A 21830-nucleotide genomic window follows, 5' to 3' on the forward strand; every position below is an offset into this window, starting at 1 on the left:
CCCCTCAGGAGACCTTAGAGCGGAAGCCCAAACAAGCGGTTAAGCGAAGGCGAATATACGACGGATGCGTCGACAAAGCCGCTGGACGGAACCGGAAACGGCGGGCGGCGTTTCACGACGGCAACCAGGAGACGCTCTGATGGCCGACACGATCATGCTGACCGATCACGATGCAATTCGCTCATGGGCCGCGGCGCGCGCCGGCTTTCCGGCGATCGTCGACGTGTCGCCTGAAGCCGGAACCCAGGCCATGCTGAGGCTGGTCTTCGGCCAGCACGCCTACCAGGATCAGGACGAGGCCGAACGCCCGATCAATGCCCGCGGCTATGAACTGGTCGAATGGGTCGAATGGTTCAAGCTCTTCGACGAGCGCCAACTGGCGCTGGTCGTCGCAAAGGACCAACCCGGCCGCCGTGAGGGATTCCACGAATTCGTCAGGCGCCCCGGCTGAAGAAATGCCCGAACCTCACTGCGGCTCGGGCAACTCATATCCGACTGCGCGCCCTGCGCTATTTCCACTCGCGGATGTCGACGAAATGGCCGGCGATCGCCGCCGCCGCCGCCATTGCCGGCGACACCAGATGGGTGCGCCCCTTGAAGCCTTGGCGGCCCTCGAAATTGCGGTTCGAGGTCGAGGCGCAGCGCTCATGCGGCTTCAGTCGGTCGTCGTTCATGGCAAGGCACATCGAGCAGCCCGGCTCGCGCCAGTCGAAACCGGCCGCGACAAAGATCTTGTCGAGGCCTTCGGCCTCGGCCTGTTCCTTGACCAGGCCGGAACCGGGCACGATCATCGCGCTGACCCGCGGATTGACCTTCTTGCCCTCGATCACCTTGGCGGCGGCGCGCAGATCCTCGATGCGGCCATTGGTGCAGGAGCCGATGAAGACGCGGTCAAGTTCGATATCGGTGATCTTGGTGCCCGGCGTCAGGCCCATATAGTCGAGCGCGCGTTGCTTGGAGGTGCGCTTGTTCTCATCAGTGATGTCGTCCGGGTTCGGCACGATGCCCTGGACCGAAACGACGTCCTCGGGCGAGGAGCCCCAGGAGACGATCGGCGGCAGCTTTGCCGCGTCGAGCACGACCACCTTGTCGAAATGCGCGCCTTCGTCGGACTGCAGCGTCTTCCAATAGGCGAGCGCGGCATCCCAGGCTTCGCCCTTGGGGGCGCGCGGCTTGTCCTTGACATAGGCGAAGGTAGTCTCGTCGGGCGCGATCAGGCCGGCGCGGGCGCCGGCTTCGATCGACATGTTGCAGATCGTCATGCGGCCTTCCATCGACAGCGCACGGATCGCCTCGCCGGCATATTCGATGACATAGCCGGTGCCGCCGGCCGTGCCGATCTCGCCGATGATGGCGAGGATGATGTCCTTGGCGGTGACGCCTTCCGGCAGCGCGCCGTCGACTCGCACCAGCATGTTCTTGGCCTTGCGCTGGATCAGCGTCTGCGTCGCCAGCACATGCTCGACTTCCGAGGTGCCGATGCCATGCGCCAGCGCGCCGAACGCGCCATGCGTCGAGGTGTGGCTGTCGCCGCAGACGATGGTCATGCCGGGCAGCGTAAAGCCCTGCTCGGGACCGATGATGTGGACGATGCCCTGGCGGATATCCTTCTCGGAATAATATTCGACGCCGAAATCCTTGGCGTTCTTGGCCAGTGCCTCGACCTGGATGCGGCTTTCCTCGTTCTTGATGCCGAACTTGCGCTCCGGTGAGGTCGACACATTGTGGTCGACCACGGCCAGCGTCTTTTCCGGATGCCGAACCTTGCGGCCGGTCATGCGCAGGCCTTCGAAAGCCTGTGGGCTGGTGACTTCGTGGACGAGGTGGCGATCGATATAGAGCAGGCAGGTGCCGTCGTCCTGGCGGTCGACGACATGGTCGTCGAAAATCTTGTCGTAGAGGGTGCGCGGTGCGCTCATGTGCGTAAATCCGTCGATTTAAAAAAAGGAAAGGACGCCGGTCGGCCCGGCGAGACAGCCTGGCGAGTCTGCCTTAGCTAAGTCGGCTGGTCAGCGCCCCGCAGACGCGCGCCGAAAATCGCGACGGCAGGCGTTTTCTGTCCTGCAGCACGAGACCCTTATAGGCCGGATCGCCAAAAAGCTCTTCCATGGCGCTGCTCTTATCAATGTTTTGGCTTTTCAGCAATCGTGGCTGCCTTCGCAGGACCTGGGGTCCTCCGCGTTCACAGCACCTCGAACACAAAGGTCTTCACCAGCGCGTCGGGCTCGGCGATCGCATAGCAGCGGAACCATGGGCTCTCCTCGACCGGCCGCCATTTTTTCGCCTGCTCCAGTTCGTCAAACACGGCTTGAAACCCGCCGCTTTCAAATACCTGGTCACGGACGGTGAAGATGGCGTGGCCGCCCGTCCTGGTGATGCGTACCAGTTCATGCAGGCCCGACGCCGGCGCGTGGCTGATGGTGAACACGCCGGTCGAGAAAAAGGCGCGGAAATACCCGTCCGGCCAAGGCAATGGCCCGCCGAGCATCGCCTGTTTCAGCTCGCTGTAGGCCTGCCGGCTGCCGGCGATTTTCAGCATGTCCTGCGACAGGTCGAGCCCGGCAATGTCGTGGTAGCCGAGTGCCTTGAGCGACGGCCCCGACAGGCCGGTGCCGCAGCCGGCGTCCAGCAGCGGCCCTTCGCCTGACGGCACGTGGCGCGTCACCCAGGCGGCGATCAGGAACGGCAGGAGATAGCCGAGCGCCGCGGTTTCGCCGTCATAGGTCGCAGCCCATTGCGCATAGGCCTTGGCGAGCGCCTCAGGCGTGTCGGCCGTGTAGACTGCTTCTAGCGCCGCATTGGCTTTGTCGATGATCATGGTTCTCCCCGGTCGCATTCGTTCGATGGTAGCGCCGTTTTCGCCTGCCTTCTATTCCCCATGCTGGTGCCGCAGCCGCTTCTCCAGCGCCCGCAACGCCAGCGACAGACCGACGGTCAGGATGAGATAGATATAGGCGACGATCGAATAGGTTTCGAAGAAGCGGAACGAACCGGCGGCGTAGATCTTGCCCATCTGGGTGATGTCGGCGACGCCGAGCACCGAGACCAGCGAGGAATCCTTGACCATGGCGACGAAATCATTGCCGAGCGGCGGCAGGATGGTGCGGATCGCCTGCGGAAAGACGATCAGCCGGAAGCGCTGCGTGCGCGTCAGCCCGAGCGCCTTCGCCGCCTCGATCTGACCCTTCTCGACCGCCTGGATGCCGGCGCGGAAGACCTCCGAGATGAAAGCGGAATAGCCGATGGTCAGCGCCATGATGGCGCGCCATAGCAGCGACACGTCGCGTACCAGCAGCTCACCGAACAGGCCGGCGCTTTGCAGCGGCGCCGTCAGCGCGTTCCATGCCGCGACGAAGGCCGGCGCGCCAGCAAAGGCGATCCAGAACAACAGCACCAGGATCGGCACGCCGCGGATGATCTCGACGTAGAAGCGGGCGATCTGGCTGAGCCAGCGTGAGCCCGACAGCCCCATCAGCGCCACGCCAAGCCCGATGGCGCAAGCCAGCGTGAAGGCGACCACGGTGACGAAGATGGTGACGCCGATGCCCTTGGCGACGGTCGCGAACACCTGGGCATAGAGGTCGCTGGCGGCGATGAAGATGGCGGCGGCCAAGGCGATCGTCACGGCCACGGCAAGCCACCACGGGAAGTCGGATTTGGCGGAGGCTGGGGGCGCCGGCGGCATCAAGCAATACCGGTGACAGAGTCGCCCAGAGTCAGCACGAGTTCCCGCGCATCACCCGGCACCCGCGACAAAAGTCCTACTGCCCCATCTTGTAGTCGAGGAACCACTTCTTGTTGAGCGCGTCGAGCGTGCCGTCGGCCTTGAGCGCGGCGATTGCCGCGTTGACCGGCTTCACCAGGTCGGAGCCCTTGGGGAAAATGAAGCCGAAATCCTCGGTGCCGAGTGGGCCGCCGATCAGCTTAAGGCCGCCATTGGACGCATCGACATAGCCCTTGCCGGCAGTGCCGTCGGTGAGCACGACGTCGACGTCGCCGGACTTCAGCGCCTGCACCGTCGCGCCGAATGTCTCGAACAGCTTGATGCGCGGATTCTGTTCATTGCCGTCGAGGACGCTGTAGACCGCGGTGTAGAACGGCGTGGTACCGGCCTGCGCGCCGATCAGCCCGTCCTTGAAGGCAGCGAACGTCTTGGCATCGCTGAAGCGCTTCTCGTCGCCGCGCACCAGCATGAACTGTTCCGAGCGCATATACGGGTCGGAGAAATCGACCTTCTGCTTGCGGTCGTCCTTGATGGTGATGCCGGTCATGCCAATGTTGTACTGGTTGTCGGAAACCGCCTGGATCATCGCGTCCCAGGAAGTATTCTGGTACTCGACCTTGAAATTCAGCCGCTTGGCGATCTCGTTCATCGCGTCATATTCCCAGCCGATCTGCTTGCCGGTCTTGGCATCGATGAACTGCAGCGGCGGATAGGCGTTTTCCGTCACCACCACCACTTTCTTGCCGCCGAGGTCGGGCAACACCTGCGCCATAGCCGCGACAGGCACAAGAAGGCAAGCCAGCAGGCCGGCCAGCAGCAGTTTCGAATTGATCATGACTATGCTCCCCAGGAACTGAACCGCCTCGATCGGCCGAGGCATGCAGGAAAATCCGGCGCCGACTTTAGCTTTCCGCAGGCGCCTTGCAAGCCGCTCCGATGCGCCGCTCGGCACGAAAATGGATTTCCGATGCTTTCAACGGCGGCATTACGGAACGATCCGTATCGATTGCGGGACTGGCAAAATCGAATCCACCTCGCGAAACAAAAAGGCGGCCGAAGCCGCCTTTCCGAAAACATGGGTTTTGAAGACGCCTTATTCGGCGGCAGCTGTTTCCGCGGCCTTGGCTGCCTCGTCGGCGGCCTTCTTCTCGGCGGCGTCCTGCGCTGTCTTCTCGGCGGCCAGCGCCTGGGCGGCGGCCACCTTCTCGGCCTCGATGCGCGCCTTCTCGGCGTTCAGCGCATCGCGCTCTTCGTCGTTCAGCTTGCGGGCGCGCACGCCGGTGTTTTCCGAAATACGGGCCGATTTGCCGCGACGATCGCGCAGGTAATACAGCTTGGCGCGACGCACCTTGCCGCGGCGCACGATCTCGACGCCCTCGACCATCGGCGAATAGACCGGGAACACACGCTCCACGCCTTCGCCGTAGGAGATCTTGCGAACGGTGAAGCTCTCCTGGAAACCGGCGCCGGCGCGGGCGATGACGACGCCCTCATAGGCCTGGACACGGGTGCGGGTGCCTTCGGTCACGCGGACCTGGACGCGCACGGTGTCGCCGGGCTGGAATTCGGGAAGCTTGCGCTTGGCTTCGATCTTGGCGGCCTGCTCGGCCTCGAGCTGACGGAGGATATCCATCTCATAAATCCACTTCTTGTTCTTCCGACAGTCAGAGCGTCCGACACTCGCCTTGCAGTCGCATCGACCGCTCGGCTATGCCCTTCGTTCGAGAACGTCTGTTCGAGAACATCGGGCAGGGGCGACTACACCGTCATTGTTGACGGGCCAGAAGATCGCTCTTGGCAGATTTTCTTCCGGTTCGGCGCGCACATACAGCTATTTCGGCGCTTTGTCACGCCTTCGCTGTTTCTTTTTTGGCGCTGCTTCTTTTGACTGGCGCCCGCTGTGGCAATCCCATGATCGCTTGTGGTCCAGGGGGTTGCGCCCGCGCGTCAAGCTTTCTAAGCCGGAAGATAAGCATTTTCCTCCAGCGACGACACCCCTCATGCCAATCTTGGACGCGGTTCTGCTCTTTCTCGCCGGCTTTCTATCAGGCGCGGTCAACGCAGTTGCCGGCGGCGGCACGTTCATAACCTTTGGCGCCATGACCCTGGCCGGCCTGCCGCCGATCGTCGCCAATGCGACATCGTCGGTGACGCAATTTCCTGGCTACATCACCTCGACGCTCGCCTATTGGCACGACATCAAGCATTTCTGGCGCGGCGCACTGCTGCTCAGCCTCATTTCGGCTTTCGGTGCGCTGTCTGGCGCGCTCATCCTTCTAGGGCTCGACAACCCGGCGTTCCGCGCCTTGGTGCCGTGGCTGCTGCTGGCGGCGACGGCGTTGTTCGCTGCCGGGCCATGGCTGAAGCCGGCGCCCAAGCCGGAGCATGAGGCCGCGGTGGGTTCGCTGGTCGGATCGCTGGCGCAGTTCGCCACCGCCGTCTATGGCGGCTTCTTCGGCGCCGGCATGGGCGTCATGATGCTGGCGACGCTCGGCCTCACCCAGTCCGGCGACTATCACCGGCTGAACGCACTGAAGAACATGCTGGCCGTTGTCATAGCTGCGGTCGCCATCCTGGTCTTTGTCTCCGGCGGCGTCATCGCCTGGCTGCAGGCGATCATCATGATCCCAGGCGGCGCGCTGGGCGGCTATGCCGGCGTCTGGATCGCCAGGCGCGTGCCACAGAACGCGGTGCGCGGCTTCGTCATCGCGGTCGGCCTGTTCCTGGCGTTTTACTATTTCGACAAGGGCTGAGCGGCCAAAAGATCCGGCCTTCGCTCTTTCGTCAGCTTTTCCGCCTCGGCCCGCCGCCAGGCGGCGATCTTCTTGTGATTGCCCGAAATCAGCACTTCGGGGATCGGCCGGCCCTCGAACTCCTGCGGCCGCGTGTAGTGCGGATGTTCGAGCAGGCCGTTCTCAAAGCTCTCTTCGTCGCCCGACACCGCATTGCCCATGACACCGGGCAGCAGCCGCACCACGGCGTCTAACAGCACAAGTGCCGCCGGCTCGCCGCCGGACAGGATGAAGTCGCCGATCGAGACTTCCTCGAGGCCTCGCGATTCGATGACCCGCTGGTCGACGCCTTCGAAGCGGCCGCAGACAATCACCGCACCCGGCCCGCCGGCGAGCTCGCGCACACGGCGCTGCGTCAGCGGCTTGCCGCGCGGGCTCATTAGCAGTTTTGGACGCAGATCGCCCGGCGGCGAGGCATGGTCGATGGCGCTGGCCAGCACGTCCGCCCGCATCACCATCCCGGCGCCACCGCCGGCCGGTGTGTCATCGACAGTACGGTGACGATCGCTGGCAAAGTCGCGGATCTGGATCGCCTTGAGCGACCAAATGCCGGTCTCCAGCGCGCGTCCGGCCAGCGACAGGCCGAGCGCGCCGGGAAACATCTCGGGATAGAGCGTCAGCACCGAAGCGGAAAAACTCACCGGTTGCCTCCGGCGTCCCGCGGCCCGCGCGGCCTGCCTTTGGGGTCGAAGCTGTCGCGGCCGGCAGGCTCGCCGTCCTCGTCCTCGACCAACCCTGCGGCGGCCGGATCGATGCGGACAAAGCCGCCGGCGATCGACACTTCCGGAACGGCGGCCTGCGTGAACGGGATGAGCACGCCTTTGCGCCCCGCCAGCGTCACGTCGAGAATGTCGCCGCCGCCGAAATTATGCACGGCGACGACCTTTCCGATGACCGCACCAGTGTCATCCTTGACCTCCAGCCCGACGAGGTCGGCATGGTAGAATTCATCCTCTTCGCCCTCATCCGGCAACACCGAACGGTCGACGAACAATTCGGTGCCGGCAAGCGCCTCCGCGGCATTGCGATCGCTGACGCCTTTGAAACGCACCACCACCACCGTGTTGGCAGGCCTGATATCGACGATCTGGAAGGCGCGGCCATCCCTGGCGTAGAGCGGACCGTAATCGGCCAGCGCCAGCGGGTCGCCGGTAAAGCTCTTGACGCGCAATTCGCCCTTGATGCCATGCGCGGCACCGATCACGGCCATCTGGACGGGGTTTTGCGGCTTGCTCATCTGCGGAAAATCCTTTGCCTTGCTCTAACCCCAGCCCGTCGTCATTTCAATGATGCCGCTCTTCACCGCTTCCTAACCCGCGTGCCGGAAGATGGCGGAGAACTGGAAGAGCGCAATGCAGGAATTCCTCATACCGGCAAAACCCGATCTACAGGCGGCGCGCGAGGCCTGGCTGAAGATGCTGGCGCGCGAACGACGGCTGTCGCCCGAAACCGTCGAGGCCTATGAGCGCGACACGCGCCAGTTCCTGCATTTCCTGACCGGCCATTGCGGCGGCTCGCCCGGCATTTCCGACATCGCCGATCTGCGCCCCGCCGATCTGCGCGGCTTTCTCGCTGCCCGCCGTACCGAGGGCGCCGGCGCCCGCACGCTCGGGCGCGGCCTAGCCGGCATCCGCTCGCTGCTGCGTTTCCTGGAACGGCGCGGCCTCGCCAATGCGGCAGGTGCGGCAGCCTTGCGCGCGCCGCGGCAGCCGAAATCGCTGCCCAAGCCGCTGACCGCAAGCGATGCAAAACACGTCGTCTCGGTGGAAGGCCAACTGGCGGAGGAGCCGTGGATCGCCGCGCGCAACGCCGCCGTGCTGACCCTGCTCTATGGGTCCGGCTTGCGCATTTCCGAGGCGCTCGGCCTGTCGGGCGCCGATCTGTCCTCGCCTGGTGAGACCGTGCTGCGCGTCACCGGCAAGGGCGGCAAGACGCGGTTGGTGCCGGTGCTGCCGGTGGCGCTGCGGGCGATTGCCGAATACCGCCGCTTGTGTCCCTATCATCTCGATCCCAAGGGCGTGCTGTTTCGCGGTGCCCGCGGCGGCCCGCTGAACCCGGCAATCGTTCAGCGCGACATGGCCAAGCTGCGCTCGGCGCTCAACCTGCCCGACACGGCGACGCCGCATGCGCTGCGCCATTCCTTTGCAACGCATCTGCTTGGGCGCGGCGGCGACCTGCGCACCATCCAGGAGTTGCTCGGCCACGCCAGCCTGTCGACAACCCAGATATACACCGGTGTCGACACCGCCAGGCTGCTCGAGATTTACGAAGCAGCTCATCCGCGTGCGTGATGGATGCTTGATTGGTGGCCATCTCGCAACAATTTTGATGCGCCGATTAACCGTTTTGCCGCTTTTTGCGCCTAGAACCGCAGCATGAAACGCCTCATCGCCATCGCCGACCGCGCGACCCATGTGTCGCTGAAGCTGCTTGTCGCGCTCAACGCCCTGTTTTTCCTCTCCTTCCTCATCATCGCGCTGCTCGCCGCAGGCAAGGCACGCGCCGAGATCCCGGTCTGCGCCGGTACCGATATGCTGGGCGCGCTGCAAAAGGACGACCCGGCCACCTACCGCAAGATCGAGGCGGACGCGGCAGTGACGCCGAACGGCAAGGGCCTGCTGTGGAAGCTCGAAAAATCAGGCGAAAAACCGTCTTTCCTGTTCGGCACCATGCACGTTACCGACCCGCGCGTCACCACGCTGCCGCCCGCCGCGCAGAAGGCATTCGATGCGGCTGGCACCGTCATCATCGAGACCACCGAAGTGCTCGACAAGCAGAAGATGATGGCCGCACTGCTGAAAGAGCCGGATCTGATGATGTTCACCGACAAGACGACGCTTTCGTCGCTGCTGTCGCCGCAGGATGCGGCGGTGGTCAACAAGGCGCTCGATGCGCGTGGCATCCCGCCAGCGACCGTCGCCAAGATGAAGCCCTGGTTGCTGTCGGCGATGGTGGCGCTGCCTGCATGCGAAGTCGCCCGCCAAGCTGGCGGCGCACCGGTGCTCGACGTCAAGCTTGCCAAGGACGCCGAGGCTTCGGGCAAATCAGTCGAGGGGCTGGAGACAATCGCCGACCAGTTGCGCGCCATGGCTTCGCTGCCGATCGCCTTTCACCTGAAGGGGCTGGTCGATACGCTGAAGCTTGGCGACAAGGTGAACGACGTCAACGAAACCATGATCGTGCTTTACCGGCGTGGCGACACTGGCATGTACGTACCGCTGTTTCGGACCGTCATTCCCGAACAGGTCGACGACCAATCGGGTTACGCCGAATTCGAGCAGACCATGATCACCAGCCGCAACAAGGTGATGGTCGATCGGGCAGCGCCGATCCTCGCCCACGGCAATGTCTTCATGGCGGTAGGCGCCATGCACCTTCCCGGAGCGCAAGGCTTGGTCGAGGGTTTCCGCAAGACCGGCTACACGGTGACCGCCGTCAACTGAACAACACGGCGGAGTTGCACACCGAATCATTGCCGTGGCGCGACGGCGGACCACCCGCGCTTCGTGCCAAGAAACTGAAAAAGGTTCGGTTTGGCTCGATCGAACCCATTTTGCGGTGGAAATGCATGCCTGCAAGCGATTCCGGATCAGAATTGCCCTGTTTTCGGCGTTTTCAACGCCTAATGTGAAACCGATTCAACGATTGTACGTTGATGGCTATTACTTGATGTTTTTCATCCACGGAGGACACTTTTATGGCGAACACACCCAATCCGAACGACCCATTCACCTCACCGGGTACCGCACGGCCACGCGGCGGCGGCAGCGGCTGGCTGATTGCCCTGGTCGTCGTTATCCTGGCAATTGTCGCCTATTATGTTTTTGGAAGACGTAGCGAAGCACCTGCGCCTGCCGAACCGCCCGCAGCCAGCACACCGGCTCCGGCTCCAGCACCTGCCGAGCCGATGAAGCCAGCCGAACCGGCTCCTGCGCCAGCTCCGGCAACACCCGCTCCGGCTCCCGCTCCGTCAGAACCTGCACCCGCGCCAGCCCCGGCCCCGGCCCCGGCACCAGCACCGGCCCCTCAGTAATCAGACTGCCGACTTAATATATGAACGGCCCGCTGAAAGGCGGGCCGTTTTGTTTTTGGGAACAGCCGTCGATGGCTTCGTCATCCCAGGGCGGAGCGAACGCGAAGCGGAGCGCAGACCCTGGGATCCATGCCGTGACATCCGCCGAAGAATGCAGTGGTGCAGAATCACCGGTTACCAGCCGATGCGAAGAGGCACTCGATTCTGGTTCGCCGGAACACTGCCGCTTAGGTAACGGCATGGATCCCAGGGTCTCCGCGACATCGCTCCGCTCCTGCTCCGCCCTGGGATGACGAATCGCGGATGTTTCAGCCAATCTCTAAGCTTTGCGATTCACCGCGTTGCTCAGATATGGATGGGCTTGAAGAACGTCGCCAATGCCGCCTCCTTGACCGCCTCCGACATTGTCGGATGGGCGTGACAGGTGCGGGCTAGGTCTTCCGACGAGCCGCCAAATTCCATCAGCACCGCCGCCTCGTGGATCATCTCGCCGGCGCCGAAGCCGACGATGTGGACGCCGAGCACGCGGTCGCTGGCCTTGTCGGCCAGGATTTTCACAAAGCCGTCGGTGTGCAGCATGGCGCGCGCCCGGCCATTGGCGCTGAACGGGAATTTTCCCGCCTTGTAGTCGACGCCGGCCTTCTTCAATTCTTCTTCGGTCTTGCCGACCGAAGCGATTTCCGGCGTGGTGTAGACGACGCTCGGAATCACGTCATAGTTCACATGCCCGGCCTGGCCGGCAATGGTTTCGGCCACCGCCACGCCCTCGTCCTCGGCCTTGTGGGCGAGCATCGGGCCGGCGATGACATCGCCGATGGCGTAGATACCGGGGACGTTGGTCCTGAGATGGCCGTCGGTCTTGACCCAGCCGCGCTCGTCGACGTCGACGCCTGCCTCCTTAAGCCCGAGAGCGTCCGAATAGGCCCGTCGTCCCGTCGCGATCAGCACGGCGTCGGCCTCGATCGTCTCGGCCGCCCCGCCTTTGACTGGCTCGAAGGTGACCGTCGCTCCCTTCTTGGCCTTGGCGACGCCGGTCACCTTGGCGCCCAGCCTGAACTCAAAGCCCTGCTTCGACAGCAGGCGCTGGAACTGCTTGGAGACCTCGCCATCCATGCCGCCCAGGATGGTGTCGAGGAACTCGACCACGGTGACCTTGGCGCCGAGCCGCGCCCATACCGAGCCGAGCTCCAGCCCGATGACACCGCCGCCGACCACCACCAGATGGCCCGGCACCTTGTCCAGCGACAGCGCGCCGGTCGACGAGATGATCACCTTCTCGTCGAAATCGACCTTGACGCCGGGAATGCCGGCGACGTCGGAGCCGGTGGCGATGACGATGTTCTTGGTCTCGATCTCCTCGACCTTGCCGTCATCGGAGGTCACCGACACCTTGCCGGCCGCAACTACCTTGCCGGTGCCACGAAAACTGTCGATCTTGTTCTTCTTGAACAGGAAGGCGACGCCATTGACGTTGGCCGTCACCGTCGCATCCTTGTGTGCCATCATCTTGCCGAGATTGAGCTTGGGCGCGCCGATCTCGACGCCGAGCGCGTCGAAGGAATGGCCGGCCTCGGCAAACATCTCGGACGCATGCAGCAGCGCCTTTGACGGGATGCAGCCGATGTTGAGGCAGGTACCGCCGAAGGTCGGGTTCTTTTCGACCACCGCCGTCTTCAGGCCGAGCTGTGCCGCCTTGATGGCGCAGACATAGCCGCCCGGTCCCGATCCGATGATAACGACGTCATAGGCCATGATACTGTCCCTTTGCTTTAGCGGCCGCCGCCGACTTCCAGATTGGCGCCTGTCGTATAGGAGGCCTCGTCCGACAGCAGCCAGAGAATTGCGGCCGCGACTTCCTCGGCAGTGCCTGCGCGCTGCATCGGCACCACCCGGCCCATTTTCTCGGCGCGATCCGGCTGCCCGCCGGAGGCATGAATTTCCGTGTCGATGATGCCCGGGCTGACCGCGTTGACACGGACGCCTTCCTCGGCCACTTCCCGCGCCAGGCCGACAGTGAAGGCGTTGATCGCGTTCTTGGAGGCTGCGTAGTCGATATATTGACCTGCCCCGCCAAGCCTTGCCGCGATCGAAGACAAATTGACGATGGCGCCGCCCTTGCCGCCATTTCTGGTCGACATGCGCTTCACCGCTTCGCGTGCGCAAAGCATCGGCCCAATCACATTGATCCGCATCATGCGCTCGAGCCGCGCGAACGACATCTCGTCGACCCGTGACAGGCTGTCGACGACACCGGCATTGTTGACCAGCGCATCAAGCCCGCCGAAGCGGTCTTCGACCGCCTCGAACATGGCCAGCACATCCGTCTCGCTGCCGACATCGGCCTTGAGGGCAAAGGCTTCTCCGCCGCCGGCCTCGATGTCGGCGACCACCGTTTCGGCCGCTTTTGCATTCGACGCGTAATTGACCGCAACGCGGTAGCCGGCCTCGGCGGCAAGCCTGCATGTAGCGGCGCCAATGCCGCGGCTGCCGCCGGTCACCAGCAGGATTTTTCCGCTCATTCCTGACATCCTTTCAGGGCAAAGACGTCCCAGGGCACCTTGGAAAAGCCGTTGGCGCCATAGGCCGCCGACATCTGCAACGACGCCCCCAGATCGGGCAGGATCAGCTTCTTCGGCGCATCCTTTCCTTCGCCCGGCAGCAACGCGATATTGCCCTGGTCGTCGGCCGTATAGATGACCCCCTCCCACACAGTGCAGGCGGCGAGCTCGTCGCCGGTGACGTCGCCGGCCGGGCATTTGTACATCAGTGAGCCATGCGGCCGCGCCACGCCCTCCGTCCACATGACGATTCCGTCGAGAACGACGCCCTTGTCGAGCACCATCTTGAAACTGTTGGTGACGGCGGCCGATTCGCCGGTTGGCCTGAAATCGATCTCGGCTGCGTTTTCAGTGTCGCCGTAGACGGCCAGTTCGAGCGGGCAGGCGGCAAGCGCAGCGGAGACCGTCTGCACGCCGAGTGCGGAGATCGTGACAAACAAACCGGACCGGAAACGAGAGGAACCAATCCGGTGGCGCAGATCCATTCTCCGGCTCACTCGGGCCGCCCCTAGAGGTCGAGCACCAGCCGCTCGGGATCCTCCAGGCTTTCCTTGACCCGCACCAGGAACGTCACCGCTTCCTTGCCGTCGACGATGCGGTGATCGTAGGACAGCGCCAGATACATCATCGGCCGGATGACGATCTGGCCGCCGACCACCACCGGCCGCTCCTGGATCTTGTGCATGCCCAAAATGCCCGACTGCGGCGCATTGAGGATCGGCGTCGACATCAGCGACCCGTAAACGCCACCGTTGGAAATCGTAAACGTGCCGCCTTGCATATCCGCAACCGATAGCTTGCCGTCGCGCGCCGCAAGCCCGAGCCTGCCGATGTCCTTCTCGATTTCGGCGATGGACATCTGGTCGGCATTGCGCACGACCGGCACGACAAGGCCTTTTTCGGTACCAACGGCGACGCCGATATGGGCGTAGTTCTTGAAGATGATGTCGGTGCCGTCGATCTCGGCGTTGACGGACGGGATCTCCTTCAGCGCATGGGTGACGGCCTTGGTGAAGAAACCCATGAAGCCGAGCTTCACGCCGTGCTTCTTCTCGAACACGTCCTTGTATTTGCTCCTCAGCGCCATCACCGCGCTCATGTCGACCTCGTTGAAGGTGGTCAGCATCGCGGCGGTCGATTGCGCTTCCTTGAGGCGGCGCGCGATGGTCTGGCGCAGCTTGGTCATGCGCACGCGCTCCTCGCGCGACGCATCGTCGGCCGAGGACGGCGCGCGCGCGGCGACAGGTGCCGACACAGGTGCTGCCTTTGGCATTTCGGCCGGCTGCGACGGCGCGCCCCTGGCGATCAGGTCGAGCACGTCGCCTTTCAGCACCTGGCCGCGCTTGCCCGAGCCCGAGACCTGGTCGACCGCAAGATTGTGCTCGGCCAGCAGCTTTGCCGCCGACGGCGCCGGCGGCATTGTGCGTGTCTCAATCGCGCCGGCGTCGCCGGCGATCTTGGCCGTCTCGGCCGCGGCCTGCTGGACGCTCGAGGCCGCGGTCGGAGCCGAGGCCTGCGACACCGCGTCCGGCTTCGCTGCCGGAGCGGCGGCAGCATTGGCTGCGCCGGCGCCTGCCGAAATCGTGCCGAGCAGCGCCCCGACGCCAACCGTCTCGCCTTCCTTGACGGCGATCTCGCTGAGCGTGCCCGCGGCGGCGGCCGGCACTTCCACCGTCACCTTGTCGGTTTCGAGTTCGACCAGCGGCTCATCGGCGGCGATCGCGTCGCCGACCTTCTTGAACCATTTGCCGATGGTCGCCTCGGTGACGGATTCACCAAGTGTCGGGACGCGGATTTCGGTTGCCATTGTGCCTGTCCGTTTCTTTCGGTTCTATTTTATCCGCCCAGTTCTGTTCTATTCACCAAGCGCGTCGTCGAGCAAGGCGGCAAGCTGGGCGAGATGCTTCGACATCAATCCGGTCGCCGGCGAGGCGGCGGCCGGCCGGCCGGTATAGCGCACCCGCTGGTGCTTGGCGTCGATATGCGCCAGCACCCATTCGAGATACGGATCGATGAACGACCAGGCGCCCATGTTCTTGGGCTCCTCCTGGCACCACACCATCTCGGCATTGCGGAAGCGCGACAGTTCGGTGATCAGCGCCTTGGCCGGGAACGGATAGAGCTGCTCGACGCGCAGCAGGTAGATGTCGTTGATGCCGCGCTTCTCGCGCTCTTCGTAGAGGTCGTAGTAGACCTTGCCCGAACAGAGCACGACACGGCGGATCTTCGAATCCTTGGTGAGCTTGATGGCCTGGCCCGACAGCAGCTGGGCGTCGTCCCACAACAGCCGGTGAAAGGCGCTTTCGCCCGACATTTCCGGCAGCGTCGACACCGCCCGCTTGTGGCGCAGCAGCGACTTCGGCGTCATCAGGATCAGCGGCTTGCGGAAGTCCCGCTTCAATTGCCGGCGCAAGATGTGGAAGTAGTTGGCCGGCGTCGTGACGTTGGCGACCTGCATGTTGTCTTCGGCGCAAAGCTGCAGGAAGCGCTCGAGCCGGGCCGACGAATGCTCCGGCCCCTGGCCTTCATAGCCGTGCGGCAGCAGGCAGACGAGGCCCGACATTCTGAGCCACTTGCGCTCGCCCGACGAGATGAACTGGTCGAACACCACCTGGGCGCCATTGGCGAAGTCGCCGAACTGCGCTTCCCACAGCGTCAGCGCCTTCGGCTCAGCCAGCGAGTAGCCATATTCAAAGCCGAGCACGGCCTCTTCCGACAGCATCGAGTTGATGACCTCGAACCCGGCCTGCGCCGCCGACAGATTGTTGAGCGGGATGTAGCGGGTCTCGTCGCGCTGGTCGTAGAGCACGGAATGGCGCTGCGAGAAGGTGCCGCGCTCCGAATCCTGTCCGGACAGCCGGATCGGATTGCCGTCGAGCAGGATGGCGCCGAAGGCCAGCGCCTCGGCCGTCGACCAGTCGATGCCTTCGCCCGATTCGATCGCCTGGCGGCGGTTGTCGAGGAAGCGGATGATCGTCTTGTGTGCCTCGAAATCCTTCGGCACCTCGGTCAGCTTCTTGCCGATCTCCTTCAGCGTCTTGACCGGTACCGCGGTCTTGCCGCGCCGCTGTTCGTCCTGGTTGTCGGCCGAGCGCAGGCCGGACCAGGCGCCGTCCAGCCAGTCCGCCTTGTTCGGCTTATAGTGCTGGCCGACCTCGAATTCCTGCTCGAGATGCGCCCGCCAGTCGGCCTTCATCTTTTCGAGCTCGGCCTGGCTGATATGGCCTTCGGCGATCAGCCGGTCGGCATAGATCTGCATGGTCGTCTTCTGGTTGCGGATCTTGCGGTACATAATCGGCTGGGTGAAGGCCGGCTCATCGCCCTCATTGTGGCCGAAGCGGCGGTAGCAGAACATGTCCACCACGACAGGCTTGTGGAACTTCATGCGGAATTCGATCGCCACCTTGGTGGCATGGACCACGGCTTCCGGATCGTCGCCATTGACGTGGAAGATCGGCGCCTCGATCATCTTGGCCACGTCGGACGGATAGGGCGACGAACGCGAAAAGCGCGGGTTGGTGGTGAAGCCGATCTGGTTGTTGATGATGAAATGCAGCGTGCCGGCGACGCGGTGGCCGCGCAGGCCGGACAGGCCAAGGATTTCGGCAATCACGCCCTGGCCGGCAAAGGCGGCGTCGCCATGCAACAGCAACGGCAGCACCTTGGCGCGCTCTTCCAGCGGCACGATCTCCTCGCGGCTGCGGCCGAACAGATAGTCCTGCTTGGCGCGCGCCTTGCCCATCACCACCGGATCGACGATTTCCAGATGCGAGGGATTGGCGGTCAGCGACAGATGCACCTTGTTGCCGTCGAATTCGCGGTCCGACGAGGCGCCGAGATGATACTTCACGTCGCCCGAGCCTTCGACCTCGTCGGGCGCGGCCGATCCACCTTTGAACTCGTGGAAAATGGCGCGGTGCGGCTTGGCCATCACCTGCGACAACACGTTCAGCCGGCCGCGATGCGCCATGCCGAGCACGATCTCCTTCATGCCGAGCTGGCCGCCGCGCTTGACGATCTGCTCCAGCGCCGGGATCAGCGACTCGCCGCCGTCGAGGCCGAAGCGCTTGGTTCCCTTGTACTTGACGTCGATGAACTGCTCGAAGCCTTCGGCCTCGACCAACTTTTGCAGGATCGCCTTCTTGCCGGTGGCGGTGAAGGAGATCTCCTTGTCGGCGCCCTCGATACGCGCCTGGATCCAGGCCTTCTCCTCGGGATCGGAAATATGCATGAATTCGACGCCGAGCGTCGAGCAATAGGTCCGGGTCAGGATGTCGAGCATCTGCCGGATGGTGCCGAATTCCAGCCCGAGCACATTGTCGAGGAAGATCGGCCGGTCGTAATCGGCTTCGGTGAAGCCGTAATTCTCCGGCGACAGCTCGTTATAATCCTCGAGCGGCTTGGCAATGCCGAGCGGATCGAGATTGGCATGCAGGTGGCCGCGCATGCGGAAGGCGCGGATCATCATGATGGCGCGGACGGAATCGCGCGTTGCCTGATGCACGTCGGCGTCGGAAAGCGCTGCGCCGTTGCCGGCTGCTCGGTCCTTGACCTTCTTTTCGATGTGCTTTTCGACCAGGCCCCAATTGCCGTCCAGCGCCGAGACAAGCTCGCCATTGACCTGCATCGGCCAGGAGGGCTTGGCCCATGAGGCGCCCTTGGCATTCTTGCGCACGTCGCCGGCGTCGTCCTTCAGCGCCGCGAAGAAGTCCTGCCATTCGGGATCGACCGACGCGGGATCGTCCTCATAAGCGGCATAGAGCGCGTCGATATAATCGGCATTGCCGCCATAGAGGAAAGAGGTAAGCGAAAACTGGTCGTTGGCCTGATCTTGTCTTGCCATTTTTTTCCGCGGAGCGCCTGCTCCGTCTCCTTTTCAGAGCGAACAGAGAGTAGCGGGTAGGGATTTCCCTGGTTCGCGCCGTTACTCTGTTTTTCCTATTCGCTATTCACTACTCGCTACTCACTTATCCTTTGATCGCCTCGACCAGCGTCGTACCGAGCCGTGCTGGCGACGGCGATACCTTGATGCCGGCCGATTCCATCGCCGCGATCTTGTCTTCCGCGCCGCCCTTGCCGCCCGAGATGACCGCGCCCGCATGGCCCATGGTGCGGCCCGCCGGCGCCGTGCGCCCGGCGATGAAGCCGGCCATCGGCTTGCTGCGGCCACGCTTTGCCTCATCCTTGAGGAACTGCGCGGCGTCTTCCTCGGCCGAGCCGCCGATCTCACCGATCATGATGATCGACTTGGTCTCGTCGTCGGCGAGGAACATCTCCAGCACGTCGATGAACTCCGTGCCTTTGACCGGGTCGCCGCCAATGCCGACGGCGGTGGTCTGGCCGAGACCGACATTGGTGGTCTGGAACACCGCCTCATAGGTAAGCGTTCCCGAGCGCGAAACAACGCCGACCGAGCCCTTGCGGAAGATGTTGCCGGGCATGATGCCGATCTTGCATTGGTCGGGGGTCAGCACGCCGGGGCAGTTCGGCCCGATCAGCCGCGATTTCGAGCGGTCGAGCCTCGCCTTGACCTTGATCATGTCCATCACCGGTATGCCCTCGGTGATGCAGACGATCAGCGGGATCTCGGCCTCGATCGCTTCCAGGATCGCTTCGGCAGCACCCGCCGGCGGCACGTAGACGACCGAAGCGTTGGCGCCGGTCTTCGCCTTGCCTTCGGCTACGGTGGCGAAGATCGGCAGTGCCTCGCCCTTGGCGCCGGTCCAGGTCTCGCCGCCCTTCTTGGGATGGATGCCGCCGACCATTTTCGTGCCGTGATAAGCCAGCGCCTGTTCGGTGTGGAACGTGCCGGTCTTGCCGGTCAGGCCTTGCACCAGCACCTTGGTGTTCTTGTCGACGAGGATGGACATGGTGGTCCTTTTCAAAAACCGTTGATCGGGGAAGGCCGCGCGCTCATCGTCACAACCGCTTCAGCTCGGCGACGGTCAGGTCGCTCTTGGCGTTGCCGGTGTTGAGCGTCGTCGCCGGCTCGAACATCAGCACCACAGGTTCTTCGCTCAGCGAGCGCGGCCGGTGCTCGACGGCGCGCGGCACGACGATGAACTCGCCGCTGGAAAGCTCCACCGTGCCGTCGCGGAAATCGATGGCGATGCGGCCGCGCAGCACCAGGAAGGCCTCGTCTTCATTGTCGTGCGCGTGCCAATCGAAGACGTCGCCGAACTTGGCGATCTTGACCTGGGAATCGTTGACGTCGCCGGCAATATGCGGATCGAAGACCTTCTTGATCTTCGTATCCGCCGCCTCGACGAGGTTTATCTTGTGCGGAGGCACAGACTCAGCCCTTCACCGCCGCGACAATCTTCTTGGCTGCGTCATCGAGGTCATCGGCCGACACCACGTTCAGCCCGCTGTCGTTGATGATCTTTTTGCCGAGCTCGGCATTGGTCCCTTCCAGCCGCACAACCAGCGGCACTTGCAGGCCGACCTCCTTGACTGCGGCGATGACGCCCTCGGCGATGATGTCGCACTTCATGATGCCGCCGAAGATGTTGATCAGAATGCCTTTGACCGCCGGATCCTTGGTGATGATCTTGAACGCCGCCGTCACTTTTTCCTTAGACGCGCCGCCGCCGACATCGAGGAAGTTGGCCGGCTCGGCGCCGTAGAGCTTGATGATATCCATCGTCGCCATGGCAAGGCCGGCGCCGTTGACCATGCAGCCGATATTACCGTCGAGCGCGACATAGGCCAGGTCGTATTTCGACGCCTCGATCTCCTTCTCGTCCTCTTCGGTGGTGTCGCGCAATTCGAGCACGTCCGGGTGGCGGAACAGCGCATTGTTGTCGAACGACACTTTTGCGTCGAGCACGCGCAGCCGGCCGCTCTTCATGACGATCAGCGGGTTGATCTCGAGCAGGCTCATGTCCTTCTCGACAAATGCCTTGTAGAGGATCGGAAACAGCGTGCCACCATCTTTGGCGGCGTCGCCGTCGAGCCTCAGTGCGGCGTTGAGCGTGTTCACATCGTCGGCCGTCACGCCCTTTTCCGGGTCGATGGCGACGGTGATGATCTTTTCCGGCGTGTCGTGGGCGACCGCCTCGATGTCCATGCCGCCCTCGGTCGAGACGACGAAGGCGACGCGCCCGACCGAGCGGTCGACCAGGATCGACAGATAGAGCTCGCGCTCGATGTCAGCGCCGTCCTCGATGTAGAGCCGGTTGACCTGCTTGCCGGCCGGGCCGGTCTGCTTGGTGACCAGCGTATGGCCGAGCATCTCCTTGGCGTTGGCGACGACCTCGGCCACCGACTTCGCCAGCCTGACGCCGCCCTTCGCATCGGCGCCGAGCTCCGTGAACTTGCCCTTGCCGCGGCCGCCGGCATGGATCTGGCTCTTGACCACATAGAGCGGGCCGGGCAGCGCCTTGGCGGCGGCTTCCGCCTCGCTCGCCTTGAACACCGGCACGCCCTCGGCCACCGGTGCGCCAAAACCTTTCAGCAGCGCCTTGCCCTGATACTCATGGATGTTCATGCGCTATGTCTCCAGCTTGTTTGGCGGGCTTGGTTGCCGGCTTATTTGGCCGCGAGATGCGGAGCGATCTTGACGCAGGCGTCGCACAGACCCTGCACCGCGGCGACCGAACTGTCGAACATCTTCTGTTCGCTTTTCGCCAGTTCGATCTCGATGATACGCTCGACGCCGCCGGCGCCGATCACCACGGGAACGCCGACATAGGTGTTCTTGACGCCATATTGGCCGGAAAGAAAGGCAGCACAGGGCAGCACCCGCTTCTTGTCCTTGAGATAGGCTTCGGCCATGGCGATGGCCGAGGCGGCGGGCGCGTAGAAGGCCGAACCGGTCTTGAGCAGGCCGACGATCTCGGCGCCGCCGTCGCGGGTGCGCTGCACGATCTGGTCGAGCCGCTCCTTCGAGGTCCAGCCCATCTTGATGAGGTCGGGCAGCGGGATGCCGGCAACGGTGGAATAGCGGATCATCGGCACCATGGAATCGCCGTGGCCACCGAGCACGAAGGCGGTGACATCCTCGACCGAGACCTTGAATTCCTCGGCCAGGAAATAACGGAAGCGCGAACTGTCGAGCACGCCGGCCATGCCGACGACATGGCTCTTCGGCAGGCCGGAAAACTTCTGCAGCGCCCAGACCATGGCGTCGAGCGGATTGGTGATGCAGATGACGAAGGCCTTCGGCGCGTATTTCTTGAGGCCGGCGCCGACCTGCTCCATCACCTTCAGATTGATGCCCAGAAGATCGTCGCGGCTCATGCCGGGCTTGCGCGGCACGCCGGCGGTGACGATGCAGACGTCGGCGCCCTCGATGCCGGCATAGTCGTTGACGCCGGTCAGCCTGGAGTCGAACCCATCGACCGGCGACGACTGCGCGATGTCCAGCCCCTTGCCTTGCGGGATGCCTTCGGCGATATCGAACAGCACGACGTCGCCGAGATCCTTGAGGCCGACCATGTGGGCGAGGGTGCCGCCGATCATGCCCGAGCCGATGAGCGCTATCTTGTTGCGTGCCATGTCAGGATGTTTTCCCTTTGACTATGACGGCGCCCAAATCCTTGACGATTTGATGACGGCGTCGGAGGAAGAGGCCGGAATGCTGCGGAACCGCGAAATTCGCCGCACGCAATAGCCCCGGCCGTGCAAAAATTCAAACGATTATTTTGGAGTGAGTAATTTCAATCGGTTAGAAACAATGGGACTTACGTAAACGTAAAAGTTCTGAAGCCGGCTAGAGGAAT

Annotated in this window: 20 protein-coding genes; 4 read left to right on the forward strand and 16 right to left on the reverse strand. The window is 63.5% G+C overall.

All coding sequences use genetic code 11. The features are described from left to right. Positions 1-139 precede the first annotated feature (139 nt). Complete coding sequence (locus tag NKH37_RS04945) at positions 140-451, forward strand: hypothetical protein (protein WP_353004070.1); 312 nt, start codon at positions 140-142, stop codon at positions 449-451. Between the two features lie 58 nt (positions 452-509). Here NKH37_RS04945 and leuC read toward each other — a convergent pair whose 3' ends face one another. The 5 genes from leuC to rplS form a co-directional block, all read right to left on the reverse strand. Beyond that, positions 510-1919 carry a 3-isopropylmalate dehydratase large subunit gene (gene leuC, locus NKH37_RS04950; RefSeq protein WP_352468076.1) on the reverse strand — a complete coding sequence of 470 codons (1410 nt, stop codon included), beginning with the start codon at positions 1917-1919 and terminating at the stop codon, positions 510-512. 263 nt (positions 1920-2182) lie between these two features. Next, on the reverse strand, positions 2183-2818 hold the full coding sequence (locus NKH37_RS04955; RefSeq protein WP_353004072.1) for a class I SAM-dependent DNA methyltransferase: 636 nt from the start codon (positions 2816-2818) through the stop codon (positions 2183-2185). Between the two features lie 51 nt (positions 2819-2869). After that, a complete protein-coding gene (locus NKH37_RS04960) occupies positions 2870-3685 on the reverse strand; it encodes an amino acid ABC transporter permease (RefSeq protein WP_023722712.1) in 816 nt (271 codons plus the stop codon). Between the two features lie 76 nt (positions 3686-3761). After that, the gene (locus NKH37_RS04965; protein WP_031195240.1) at positions 3762-4559 is read right to left on the reverse strand and encodes a transporter substrate-binding domain-containing protein; all 798 of its coding nucleotides are present in this window, start codon (positions 4557-4559) and stop codon (positions 3762-3764) included. Between the two features lie 258 nt (positions 4560-4817). Next, positions 4818-5357 carry a 50S ribosomal protein L19 gene (gene rplS, locus NKH37_RS04970; RefSeq protein WP_352494058.1) on the reverse strand — a complete coding sequence of 180 codons (540 nt, stop codon included), beginning with the start codon at positions 5355-5357 and terminating at the stop codon, positions 4818-4820. Positions 5358-5724: 367 nt separating this feature from the next. Between rplS and NKH37_RS04975 the strand changes: the two genes are divergently transcribed. Further along, complete coding sequence (locus tag NKH37_RS04975; RefSeq protein ID WP_352481045.1) at positions 5725-6477, forward strand: sulfite exporter TauE/SafE family protein; 753 nt, start codon at positions 5725-5727, stop codon at positions 6475-6477. Here NKH37_RS04975 and trmD read toward each other — a convergent pair. Then, entirely contained in the window at positions 6459-7157 is a 699-nt protein-coding gene (trmD, locus tag NKH37_RS04980) for a tRNA (guanosine(37)-N1)-methyltransferase TrmD (protein ID WP_031195242.1), read from the reverse strand. The genes NKH37_RS04975 and trmD overlap by 19 nt on opposite strands. Further along, positions 7154-7753: a ribosome maturation factor RimM gene (rimM, locus tag NKH37_RS04985; RefSeq protein WP_023722717.1), complete on the reverse strand. Its 600-nt coding sequence runs from the start codon at positions 7751-7753 to the stop codon at positions 7154-7156. Before rimM ends, trmD begins: the two co-directional genes overlap by 4 nt. A gap of 115 nt (positions 7754-7868) precedes the next feature. Between rimM and NKH37_RS04990 the strand changes: the two genes are divergently transcribed. Together NKH37_RS04990 and NKH37_RS04995 are read left to right on the forward strand one after the other, a co-directional pair. Further along, entirely contained in the window at positions 7869-8807 is a 939-nt protein-coding gene (locus NKH37_RS04990; protein WP_036245843.1) for a tyrosine recombinase XerC, read from the forward strand. A gap of 84 nt (positions 8808-8891) precedes the next feature. Then, entirely contained in the window at positions 8892-9959 is a 1068-nt protein-coding gene (locus tag NKH37_RS04995; RefSeq protein WP_023722719.1) for a TraB/GumN family protein, read from the forward strand. Positions 9960-10894: 935 nt separating this feature from the next. Here NKH37_RS04995 and lpdA read toward each other — a convergent pair. The 9 genes from lpdA to mdh all read right to left on the reverse strand — a co-directional run bounded on the left by lpdA (position 10895) and on the right by mdh (position 21606). Next, positions 10895-12301 (reverse strand): dihydrolipoyl dehydrogenase, encoded by a 1407-nt coding sequence (gene lpdA / locus NKH37_RS05000; RefSeq protein ID WP_352910344.1) that lies wholly within the window; start codon positions 12299-12301, stop codon positions 10895-10897. A 17-nt stretch (positions 12302-12318) separates the two neighbouring features. Next, entirely contained in the window at positions 12319-13068 is a 750-nt protein-coding gene (locus NKH37_RS05005) for an SDR family oxidoreductase (RefSeq protein ID WP_023722722.1), read from the reverse strand. After that, positions 13065-13592 carry a hypothetical protein gene (locus tag NKH37_RS05010; RefSeq protein ID WP_352481048.1) on the reverse strand — a complete coding sequence of 176 codons (528 nt, stop codon included), beginning with the start codon at positions 13590-13592 and terminating at the stop codon, positions 13065-13067. The genes NKH37_RS05005 and NKH37_RS05010 overlap by 4 nt, the downstream gene beginning before the upstream one ends. Before the next feature lie 23 nt (positions 13593-13615). After that, a complete protein-coding gene (gene odhB / locus NKH37_RS05015) occupies positions 13616-14914 on the reverse strand; it encodes a 2-oxoglutarate dehydrogenase complex dihydrolipoyllysine-residue succinyltransferase (RefSeq protein WP_353004074.1) in 1299 nt (432 codons plus the stop codon). 48 nt (positions 14915-14962) lie between these two features. After that, complete coding sequence (locus tag NKH37_RS05020; RefSeq protein WP_353004077.1) at positions 14963-17950, reverse strand: 2-oxoglutarate dehydrogenase E1 component; 2988 nt, start codon at positions 17948-17950, stop codon at positions 14963-14965. Positions 17951-18074: 124 nt separating this feature from the next. Then, the gene (gene sucD, locus NKH37_RS05025; RefSeq protein WP_352719356.1) at positions 18075-18977 is read right to left on the reverse strand and encodes a succinate--CoA ligase subunit alpha; all 903 of its coding nucleotides are present in this window, start codon (positions 18975-18977) and stop codon (positions 18075-18077) included. Between the two features lie 49 nt (positions 18978-19026). Further along, a complete protein-coding gene (locus NKH37_RS05030) occupies positions 19027-19398 on the reverse strand; it encodes a cupin domain-containing protein (protein ID WP_023723110.1) in 372 nt (123 codons plus the stop codon). Positions 19399-19402: 4 nt separating this feature from the next. Further along, positions 19403-20596 carry an ADP-forming succinate--CoA ligase subunit beta gene (sucC, locus tag NKH37_RS05035; protein WP_352481052.1) on the reverse strand — a complete coding sequence of 398 codons (1194 nt, stop codon included), beginning with the start codon at positions 20594-20596 and terminating at the stop codon, positions 19403-19405. A gap of 41 nt (positions 20597-20637) precedes the next feature. Then, the gene (gene mdh, locus NKH37_RS05040) at positions 20638-21606 is read right to left on the reverse strand and encodes a malate dehydrogenase (RefSeq protein ID WP_023723107.1); all 969 of its coding nucleotides are present in this window, start codon (positions 21604-21606) and stop codon (positions 20638-20640) included. Between the last annotated feature and the right edge of the window lie 224 nt (positions 21607-21830).

The organism is Mesorhizobium sp. M1217 (genome assembly GCF_040318275.1).
Taxonomy (GTDB): Bacteria; Pseudomonadota; Alphaproteobacteria; order Rhizobiales; family Rhizobiaceae; genus Mesorhizobium.